This window comes from Streptomyces sp. NPDC006283, from assembly GCF_040613325.1.
Lineage (GTDB): Bacteria > Actinomycetota > Actinomycetes > Streptomycetales > Streptomycetaceae > Streptomyces.
In genome coordinates this window covers 1-8687 of sequence record NZ_JBEXRZ010000272.1, presented here as the reverse complement: position 1 = coordinate 8687, position 8687 = coordinate 1, and the positions used below count along the sequence as shown (strand labels likewise).

Below are 8687 nucleotides of genomic sequence, written 5' to 3'. Positions count from 1 at the left end.
GATCTCGATCCACGGCACCAGACCCCTCCCCCTACGCCCTGCGGGCGTGGGGGGACCCCCACACTGATCCGGCCTGATCCAAACGAAAGACCCTGGGGCCTCTTACCTCCTCACTCCGCTCAGACATCTCACTCCTGGGAGTTCCACCTCATGACCGCGCTCGACGCACGGCCCGACACCACAACGACGCTCCGGTTCCCCGCCGGATTCCGCTGGGGCACCGCCACCGCCGCCTACCAGATCGAGGGCGCCGCCGCCGAAGACGGCCGTACTCCGTCCATCTGGGACACCTTCAGCCGCGCCCCGGGCAAGGTCCGCAACGGCGACACCGGCGACATCGCCGCCGACCACTACCACCGGATGCGTGAGGACGTCGGCCTCATGCGCCGGCTCGGCGTCACCGACTACCGGTTCTCGGTGTCCTGGCCACGGGTGCAGCCGACCGGACGTGGGCCCGCCGTGCAGAAGGGTCTCGATTTCTACCGCCGGCTCGTCGACGAGCTGCGGGACGCCGGTATCCGGCCGGTGGCAACGCTCTACCACTGGGATCTGCCCCAGGAACTCGAGGACGCCGGCGGCTGGCCGCAGCGGGAGACCGCGCAGCGGTTCGGCGAGTACGCGGGCATCATGGCCGAGGCGCTCGGCGACCGGGTGGCGACCTGGACGACGCTCAACGAGCCGTGGTGCGCCGCGTTCCTCGGCTACGGCAACGGGGTGCACGCACCCGGCCGCACCAGCCCCGTCGCGTCACTGCGGGCCGCGCACCACTTCAACCTTGCACATGGCTGGGCGGCGCAGGTGCTGCGCGCCGAGCTGCCGCCGTCCGCGGAGGTCTCGCTGACGCTCAACCTCCATGCGGTGCGGTCCCATTCGGACTCGCCGGCCGATCTGGACGCGGCCCGCCGCATCGACGCCGTCGGCAACCGCATCTTCCTCGACCCCGTCTTCCACGGCCGGCTCCCGGAGGACCTGCTGCGGGACACCGCGCCGGTCACCGACTGGTCGTTCGTGCTGGACGGCGACCTTGCGGTGGCGTCCACCCCCATCGACTCGCTGGGCATCAACTACTACTCCCCCACCGTCGTCGCCGCGGGTACCTCCGAGTCCCCGTCGCCGTGGGCGGGCGCCGAGCAGCATGTGCGGTTCCTGCCGGCACCCGGTCCGCGCACCGCGATGGACTGGCCGGTCGACGCCGACGGCCTGCACGAACTGCTGATCCGGCTGCGCGACGACCTGCCGGGCGTGCCCCTGGTGATCACCGAGAACGGGGCGGCGTACGACGACTACGCGGACCCGTCCGGCGAGGTGAAGGACCCCGAGCGGGTGGCGTATCTGCACGCCCATCTGTCCGCGGTGCACCGGGCGATCGAGGACGGCGCGGACGTGCGGGGCTACTTCCTGTGGTCACTGCTGGACAACTTCGAGTGGGCCTACGGCTACAGCAAGCGGTTCGGCATCGTGCACGTGGACTTCGCGACCCAGCGCCGCACCTTCAAGGACAGCGCCCGCTGGTACGCGGAGGTCATCGCGCGCGGTGGTCTGACCTGACCCTGGCCCGCGCCTCACGGGCGAGCGGGAGGTAGCGCAGACGCTCGGGAAGCACGGGCACCACTGCTCGTACGACCCGGGCGAAGCGCCGCAGTCTGCGCTCCTGCCGGTCGGTCCACGGCAGGCCGATGGCCTCGCGGGCGTCCGGCGGCATCAGCCCGATGGTCATGAACCGACGGAAGCGGGCGAGTGGCGGGAGCAGCAGCGGCCACAGGGCGCGCAGTGTCAGCCGCAGCGGCAGGGGGCCCCGGTCCGGCGGCGGCACCGGCTGGTCCACGGCCACCAGCTCGCGCACGACGACGGTCGCCTCGAGTTCGTCGGCGAGCACCTTGCGGTAGTACGGCCAGAACTCCTCGATCGTCTGCGGCATGTCCCGGTCGTGGATGCCGAGGATCCGGCCGACCTGGAGCCACTCCGCGTACAGCTGTCGCTCCTCGGCCTCGGTGAGTTCGTGCACGAGGTAACGGGCCGCGTGCCGGTAGACGGGGAAGCCGGTGGCGTGCACCCAGGAGTAGTGGGCGGGGTCGAGCGCGTGGTACCGGCGGCCGTGGGCGTCGGTGCCCTGGATGGTGCGGTGCAGTTGGCGGAGCCTGCGGCCCTCCTCGGCGGCCGCCTCACCGCCGTAGATCCACAGCTGGAGCGAGCGCAGGGAGCGTTCGCCGCGTCCCCAGGGGTCGGTGCGGAAGACGGAGTGCTCGTCGACGCCGGCGCCGACGGCCGGGCGTGCGACCTGCAGGGTGAGGGCGGCGGGGAGCATGAGCAGGGCGCGGATGTCACCGGCGAGGCTCCACAGCACGCCGCCGGGCGGTGGCGGCAGGGGCTCGGCTGCTGCCCTGTTCATCGGTGGTCTCCCTGCGTGCGGCGGTCGGTGCGGCACCTCCCAGTATGCGACCTGCGGCACTTGCGCCCCACAAGCCTCAGGGGTTCTCCGGGACCCCTGACTTGTCCGGTTGTGCCGGGACCTGGGGCAGCAGCTGTTCCAGGGCCTCGAGCCCCGCTCGGGCGGCTGCGATCCGGTCCCTCAGCTCCTGGCCGACGGGGTTCGCGGCCTCGCCCTGAGCGGCCGCCCCGGCGGGCGCGCGGCGCTGTACGTCCATCTCCCGTGCCTGCGCGAGCGAGTCGAGGACGACGCCGATCAGCAGATTGACCATCAGGAACGAGCTGAGCAGCACATAAGAGGCGTAGTAGACGATGGCCCACGGCGAGATCTGCAGTCCGCCGTAGAGGGCGTCGCCCAGTCCGTCGAGGGTCATGAGGACGAAGAGGGTGAGCGCGGCGCGGCCGAGGGAGCCGTAGTGCTCGGGTTGAAGACGCCGAGCAGCAGGTGTTCGAGCGCTGTCATCTGGGCGGCCCACCGGTCGGCGAAGCCCGCGTACGTCTCCGCACCGAGGAGGACGGCGTTGACCCCGATGGCGGTCACGGCCGCCGTGGAGAACCACGGCGCGTCCGTCAGGAGGCGGGCCCGTCGCGCCGCCTCGCTGCGACGGCCGCCGGCTTCCGGGACCGCGACTGTGCTCTCGAGGCTCATTCCCCTACCCACCCGGTGCTTTCGGTTACCTGCGAACTGGATCAGCCTTGCGCACGCATTTCCGTGGCGCAGGCGACGCACACCCGGTAGTTCGACAAGCCAACCCGGCGGGGGACGGTCCGCACATCTGCCCGATCGCTCCGCCGCCTCTCCGGCGGGCACGTGCCGGCGCACGTTCAGAACCCCGCGGCGCACGGCCGCACCCGGCGCCGCACGAGTGTCCGGTTAGCATGCGGCGCATGACGGACATCGTGATCAGGCCCGCACTCGCGGACGACATCCCCTCGATCGTGGCTCTGCTCGCCGACGACGCGCTCGGCGCGGCACGCGAGTCACCCGACGACCTGGATCCGTATCTGCGCGCCTACGAGCGGCTCAAAGGCGACCCGAACCAGTTCCTCATGGTGGCCGTACGCGGCGATGCCGTGGTCGGCACGCTTCAACTGACGGTCGTCCCCGGCCTGTCCCGCCGCGGCAGCACCCGCTCGATCATCGAGGGAGTGCGCGTCCACAGCTCGGAGCGCGGCCAAGGCCTCGGGCAGCAGTTCATCGAGTGGGCGATCGAGGAGTCCCGCAGCCAGGGCTGCCGGCTGGTCCAGCTGACCTCCGACGCGGCCCGCCCCGACGCCCACCGCTTCTACGAGCGCCTCGGCTTCGTCGGCTCCCACGTCGGTTTCAAACTGCAGCTCTCCTGACGGCACCCGGCAGCCCGCGTCGTCCGTGACCTGTACGGCGCACGGAGGTCGTCCTCCCGAGCCGCCCCGGTGGCGCGAGTTCCCGGATCGCTGCTGTCTGTACGAAACAGTGCAGACAGAAGCGAGGGAGCATGGAGCAGAAGCACGAGCGTCTCGGGACACCCCGGGCCGCCGGGATCGCCGGGGTCGTGTTCGCGATCCTGATGGCCACGGCGATCGTCCTGGTGCGGCTCGCCCTGCCGGGCGGGGCCGGCGGAGACGCGGTCGCCGTCGACGCCGGGCAACGGCGCGCCGTGCAGACGGCGCTGGAGCTGCTCCCGTTCGCCGGTATCGCCTTCCTGTGGTTCATGGGCGCCCTGCGCGATCAGGCCGGTGAGGGGGAGGACCAGTTCATCGCCACGGTGTTCCTGGGCAGCGGCCTGGTCTTCGTCGCCACCCTGTTCGGCAGCGCCGCGGCGGCGGGGACCGTGCTCGACGAGAGTCAGCAGCACTCGCCCTTCGGCCGCCACTTCGCCTACACCTTGCTGACCACGTATGCGATGCGGATGGCGGCGGTGTTCATCATCACGACCTCGACCATCGGCCGCCGGCTCGGCGTCTTCCCGCGCCCGCTCGTGATCCTCGGCTACCTGGCGGGGCTGACGCTGCTCGTGGTGGGGTCGGATCTGGCCTGGTCCGAACTGGTCTTCCCGGCCTGGGCGCTCATTGTCAGCCTGCACATCCTGCTGGGCCGGCGGCCCGCCCGTTCCCGGCCCGCCGCCCCGGCGTGAGCCGCCGCCCGCAGCGCTCACTCCAACGGCTTCCCTCCCGTCGCCGCATCCCGTCGGGCCACCCAGGGTGGTGGCGTGGATGTGACCGCGCCATTGGAGAGGACCGATCCCTTGGTAAGGCTTGTCGTCGACCTGAACCGCTGTCAGGGGTACGCGCAGTGCGCGTTCCTCGCTCCAGAGATCTTCACCATGCACGGCGAGGAGGGGCTGCTGTACACCCCGGAGGCCGACGAGGCGCAGCGCGCGAAGCTGGCGCAGGCCGCCGCGGCCTGCCCCGTCCAGGCGATCCTCGTCGACGCGGTCGACACACCACGGGTCGAGGCGGTGTCCGATGAACGGTGACGGATCCCTGGAACGGTTCAAGCGCGAGGGCCGCATCGTCGTCGTCGGCGCCTCGCTGGCGGGTCTGCGGGCTGCCGAGACCCTGCGTGACAGGGGCTTCTCCGGTTCGCTGACGATGATCGGCGACGAGCCCTACGAGCCGTACGACCGGCCCCCGCTGTCCAAGCAGGTGCTGCTGGGCGGGGCGGGCGCCGACCGCACCGCGCTGCCCAGACGCCGGGCGCTCGACGCGACCTGGCGGCTCGGCGTCCCGGCTACCGGCCTGGACATGGCCGCCAGGCGGGTGCGGCTGGCCGACGGCGACGAGGTGCCGTACGACCGGCTGCTGATCGCCACCGGGGTGCGGGCCAGGCCGTGGCCGCGCGAGGACGAGGCGGAACTCGACGGCGTCTTCGTGCTGCGGACCCGCGACGACGGCGCCGCGCTCGCACGGCGGCTCGCCGAGGGACCCAAACGGGTCTTTGTCATCGGCGCCGGGTTCACCGGCTCGGAGATCGCCTCCGCCTGCCGTGAACGCGGCCTGCCCGTCACCGTCGCCGAGCGCGCCGACCAGGGGCGCCGCGGCACTCAGCTGAACAATCGTGGATACCTCTTGCGTATTTTCAAAGACGTCAGCAGTGGTCTGAACGTCCTCAGCGACGATGGCCTCGATGTCGATACGGCGGAACCCATCCCTAGGCAACTGGAGCCAGAAGACTCGCGCTTTGATCAGGTAGCGGCCGGGAGTGTTGACCGTGAGACTCGAGGTCGCAGGATCAAACGTCATACCGACGACGTAGGCGTCGTCGTTGAAGGTGATCTGCTTCTCAGCGTCCTGCTCGATTACCTGCTCTTGCGTGCCGAAGACGCTCGCGCCGACGTCGACGTCTTCTCCGGCAGGTCCGGTTGAGCCTGTGGGCCCCGTGGCACCTGTCGGGCCAGCATGCCCCGTCGGCCCCGTAGGACCGACGACGCAGCACTTCGCCCGTACCCGGTTGGCGTTCGGCGCGGGATGACGCTCACCTGCCGCTCGGCCAGCGCGATGTCCTCGTGCTGTAGCCCCAGGGCCTCGCCGATGCACAGCCCGGTGTCCAGGAGCAGCGCGAAAAGCAGCCAGTCCCGCAGATGTTCGCACCCGTCCAGCACCGCCTGGGAGTCTCCGGTGGACAGCACCGTCGGTCGCCGACGCGGTGCTGCAGCCGGATCGTGCCGACCTTCTGCGGACGGCTCTTGGCGATGTGTTCCAGGAATGGCTTGTAGGAACTGCCGCGACCACAGCGGCCGACGGGCCGCATCGTCACCATCGGATCGCCAAGCGGCACCCCGTGGGGGCGGGGTACTCGCAGAACGACGACAGCGCGGCGAGCTTGCGGTTCACGCTGTACTCCGCGCAGAAGTTGTTCGCCGTGGGCATCACGGCGAGCTTCCCGTTCCGGGCAGCGGCGGCAGTCGCAGCCAGCCCACGAACCCGGCGACGTCCTCCGGCGTCACCGACCGCCAGTCCAATCCCCGCCCGGCCAGGTAGACGAGCCAGTCTTTCAGATCGTGGGCGTACGCCTTGCCGTATTCGGTGATTTCTCAGGCTATGTAGCGCTCGATCGGCGCGACCGGCACGTGGTTGTTCCCGAGCACGGTCCATGACTCGGCCTCCGAGTCCGGCATCAGCACGCGCTGTACCCGCATGGAACCTCCCGCTCATCCGTGGTGAATGAGGGAAGGTAATCCCATCCAGGACGGGCCGAAGCGGCCTTCCCCGTACGTGCTGGACGTGGTGTACACGGCCTCATGGACTGTCAGATAGAGCCCAGCCTGGTGCGCCGGTCTTGTTCCGTAACCAGCACGCCTCGTCGCTGTTCAGGGTGAAGTGGTCCACCACCTCGTCCAGGCCCAGATCGCGCCCCACTGTTCCGCTCCTTCCGCACACCCCCGTGATCACATGTCGGGCTGGACGGTAGGGGCGCCGCTGTACACCGGGCGTGGAGAACCGGGAATCGCCCCGGCACGGCACCGGACCTGGCAAACGCGCTCGGACGGGGGCCGTCATGCTCCCCGTCCGGGCGCCTGGAGCGTACGGCCCGCGTCTGCCAACCGCCGTCGCTCGGGGGGCGGGGGTTCACGGACACCGCCGCCAGCGTCCGTGTACCGAGTCCGGCGGGGGCAGCCGAGAGGCCCCCTCCCGCGCCTGGTTTCTCCGCTAGCCTTGCTGCCGGTCGCCTACTGGGGCTGGAACGAGGCCGGGAGAGAAACATCGTGGTGAAGGCGAAGGTCCTTATCGCTGGGGGAGCCGGTTACATCGGCAGCACTGTCGCCTCGGCATGTCTGGACGCGGGCATCACCCCTGTGATCCTCGACAGTCTCGTTCGGGGCCGCCGCGAGTTCATCGAGGGCCGCACCTTCTACGAGGGCGACATCGCGGACGGCGCACTGGTCGACCGGATCTTCGCGGAGCACCCGGACATTTGTGCCGTGGTGCACTGCGCGGCGCTGATCGTGGTGCCCGAGTCCGTCGCAGACCCGATCGGCTACTACGAGGCGAACGTGGCCAAGAGCCTGGCCTTCGTCAGCCACCTGCACCGCAACGGCTGCGACCGCGTCATCTTCAGCAGCTCGGCCTCCATCTACCAGGCCGAGGACGGCTCGCCCGTCAACGAGGACTCGCCGCTGGCGCCGCAGAGCCCCTACGCGCGGACTAAGGCCGTGTGCGAGGGGATGTTCGCCGACATCGCCGTGGCGGGGCCGCGCGTCCTGTCGCTGCGGTACTTCAACCCGGTCGGGGCCGACCCCAAGCAGCGTACCGGGCTCCAGCTCAAGCGGCCCAGTCATGCCCTGGGTGTGCTCATCCAGGCACATCAGGAAGGCCGTCCGTTCCCGATCACGGGGACGAACTACCCGACGCGCGACGGCTCGGGCATCCGGGACTACGTGCACGTCTGGGATCTCGCCGCGGCCCACATCGCGGCGATCGAGCGCTTCGACTCCGTCCTCACGGGGGCGAAGCGCTCGATCGCGATCAATCTCGGGACCGGCTCCGGCACCACGGTTCGGGAGCTGTGCGCCGCGTTCAACAACGTCGTCAGCACCCCCTTGGTAACCATCGATGCCGATCCCCGGCCCGGTGACGTGGCCGGCGGCTTCACCAAGAGCGACCGGGCGTCCGAGTTGCTGGGGTGGACGCCGAAGCTGTCCCTGGAGGACGGCATCCGCTCCGCCCTGGACTGGATTGCGGTGCGCGACGAGCTGTTGGAGGACTGATCCTCCCTTCCCGCCTTCACTCCTCCCGGGCGCTCGGGTCCGGGAGGAAGCCGGCTTCGAGGGCGAGCAGGTGCTGCAGGGCAGGAGCGAGCCACGCGGTGTCCCACCGGTGGTCTGCCGGTGCGTTCCGGTAGGCATCGTGGGGGATGGTTCTCCTGCTGGCAGTCGGCTCGGAACGCGTGGTTGACCAGCCAGGGCGACTCGCTGAACGTCGGTGCGGCGATGCTTGACGAGGCCGATGTGAAGCAGAAGTTCGAGCGCCAGTGGGAGCGGTGCGTGGCGTACGCAGCCAAGCTCCTGATCCCGCAGGAGTCGCTGGAGTGGACCGAGGGCCTCGCCACATCGTCGCACTGGTAGAGCAGCTGCAGCAGGCCGCCGACGCCTGCCCGGAGCGCTGGGGCACCGAGGCCGGGCCCGCCGACCGCGCCGCGCTGGATCTGTTCTGCCTGCTCGCCCTGCGCTCCGGCAGCACCGTGCTGAACCTGCTCGTTGAGGTGTTCGACGTGTTCACCGGCCTTGTTGAATTTCTCCGTGGCCTGCTCCGCCTCCTGGTGGAGCCGGTCGATCCTGGCC

General features: G+C 70.3%; 12 protein-coding genes. 8 read left to right on the top strand and 4 right to left on the bottom strand.

The window, feature by feature from the left end; translation table 11 throughout:
- The first annotated feature begins 150 nt into the window (after positions 1 to 150).
- Positions 151 to 1548 (top strand): GH1 family beta-glucosidase, encoded by a 1398-nt coding sequence (locus ABZ070_RS33240; protein ID WP_356639412.1) that lies wholly within the window; start codon positions 151 to 153, stop codon positions 1546 to 1548.
- On the opposite strand, the gene ABZ070_RS33235 is transcribed toward ABZ070_RS33240, so the two are convergent.
- The 3 genes from ABZ070_RS33235 to ABZ070_RS33225 form a co-directional block, all read right to left on the bottom strand.
- Positions 1523 to 2389 (bottom strand): oxygenase MpaB family protein, encoded by an 867-nt coding sequence (locus tag ABZ070_RS33235; RefSeq protein ID WP_356639410.1) that lies wholly within the window; start codon positions 2387 to 2389, stop codon positions 1523 to 1525. The two genes, ABZ070_RS33240 and ABZ070_RS33235, sit on opposite strands and share 26 nt — an antisense overlap.
- Before the next feature lie 76 nt (positions 2390 to 2465).
- Positions 2466 to 2801 carry an ion transporter gene (locus ABZ070_RS33230; RefSeq protein WP_356639407.1) on the bottom strand — a complete coding sequence of 112 codons (336 nt, stop codon included), beginning with the start codon at positions 2799 to 2801 and terminating at the stop codon, positions 2466 to 2468.
- A complete protein-coding gene (locus tag ABZ070_RS33225; RefSeq protein WP_356639405.1) occupies positions 2798 to 3076 on the bottom strand; it encodes a hypothetical protein in 279 nt (92 codons plus the stop codon). The genes ABZ070_RS33230 and ABZ070_RS33225 overlap by 4 nt, the downstream gene beginning before the upstream one ends.
- Before the next feature lie 239 nt (positions 3077 to 3315).
- On the opposite strand from ABZ070_RS33225, the gene ABZ070_RS33220 reads away from it, so the two are divergent.
- The 4 genes from ABZ070_RS33220 (at position 3316) to ABZ070_RS33205 (ending at position 5772) form a co-directional block, all read left to right on the top strand.
- The gene (locus tag ABZ070_RS33220; RefSeq protein ID WP_356639403.1) at positions 3316 to 3771 is read left to right on the top strand and encodes a GNAT family N-acetyltransferase; all 456 of its coding nucleotides are present in this window, start codon (positions 3316 to 3318) and stop codon (positions 3769 to 3771) included.
- A gap of 131 nt (positions 3772 to 3902) precedes the next feature.
- Positions 3903 to 4541 (top strand): hypothetical protein, encoded by a 639-nt coding sequence (locus ABZ070_RS33215; protein WP_356639401.1) that lies wholly within the window; start codon positions 3903 to 3905, stop codon positions 4539 to 4541.
- A gap of 111 nt (positions 4542 to 4652) precedes the next feature.
- Positions 4653 to 4883: a ferredoxin gene (locus ABZ070_RS33210; protein ID WP_356639399.1), complete on the top strand. Its 231-nt coding sequence runs from the start codon at positions 4653 to 4655 to the stop codon at positions 4881 to 4883.
- Positions 4873 to 5772 carry an FAD-dependent oxidoreductase gene (locus ABZ070_RS33205; RefSeq protein WP_356639397.1) on the top strand — a complete coding sequence of 300 codons (900 nt, stop codon included), beginning with the start codon at positions 4873 to 4875 and terminating at the stop codon, positions 5770 to 5772. Before ABZ070_RS33210 ends, ABZ070_RS33205 begins: the two co-directional genes overlap by 11 nt.
- 503 nt (positions 5773 to 6275) lie before the next feature.
- On the opposite strand, the gene ABZ070_RS33200 is transcribed toward ABZ070_RS33205, so the two are convergent.
- On the bottom strand, positions 6276 to 6437 hold the full coding sequence (locus tag ABZ070_RS33200) for a site-specific integrase (RefSeq protein ID WP_356639414.1): 162 nt from the start codon (positions 6435 to 6437) through the stop codon (positions 6276 to 6278).
- Between the two features lie 675 nt (positions 6438 to 7112).
- Between ABZ070_RS33200 and galE the strand changes: the two genes are divergently transcribed.
- The 3 genes from galE to ABZ070_RS33185 all read left to right on the top strand — a co-directional run.
- The gene (gene galE, locus ABZ070_RS33195) at positions 7113 to 8114 is read left to right on the top strand and encodes a UDP-glucose 4-epimerase GalE (protein ID WP_356639395.1); all 1002 of its coding nucleotides are present in this window, start codon (positions 7113 to 7115) and stop codon (positions 8112 to 8114) included.
- Between the two features lie 183 nt (positions 8115 to 8297).
- Entirely contained in the window at positions 8298 to 8471 is a 174-nt protein-coding gene (locus ABZ070_RS33190) for a hypothetical protein (RefSeq protein ID WP_356639393.1), read from the top strand.
- A partial coding sequence (locus ABZ070_RS33185; RefSeq protein ID WP_356639391.1) for a hypothetical protein occupies positions 8435 to 8687 on the top strand: 253 nt, incomplete at its 3' end. The genes ABZ070_RS33190 and ABZ070_RS33185, both read left to right, overlap by 37 nt.

What these genes read in the sequence shown, in the direction of transcription:
- ABZ070_RS33240 (WP_356639412.1), top strand. Translation starts at nt 151, where the DNA reads ATGACCGCGCTCGACGCACGGCCCGACACCACAACGACGCTCCGGTTC.
- ABZ070_RS33235 (WP_356639410.1), bottom strand. Translation starts at nt 2,389, where the DNA reads ATGAACAGGGCAGCAGCCGAGCCCCTGCCGCCACCGCCCGGCGGCGTG.
- ABZ070_RS33230 (WP_356639407.1), bottom strand. Translation starts at nt 2,801, where the DNA reads ATGACCCTCGACGGACTGGGCGACGCCCTCTACGGCGGACTGCAGATC.
- ABZ070_RS33225 (WP_356639405.1), bottom strand. Translation starts at nt 3,076, where the DNA reads ATGAGCCTCGAGAGCACAGTCGCGGTCCCGGAAGCCGGCGGCCGTCGC.
- ABZ070_RS33220 (WP_356639403.1), top strand. Translation starts at nt 3,316, where the DNA reads ATGACGGACATCGTGATCAGGCCCGCACTCGCGGACGACATCCCCTCG.
- ABZ070_RS33215 (WP_356639401.1), top strand. Translation starts at nt 3,903, where the DNA reads ATGGAGCAGAAGCACGAGCGTCTCGGGACACCCCGGGCCGCCGGGATC.
- ABZ070_RS33205 (WP_356639397.1), top strand. Translation starts at nt 4,873, where the DNA reads ATGAACGGTGACGGATCCCTGGAACGGTTCAAGCGCGAGGGCCGCATC.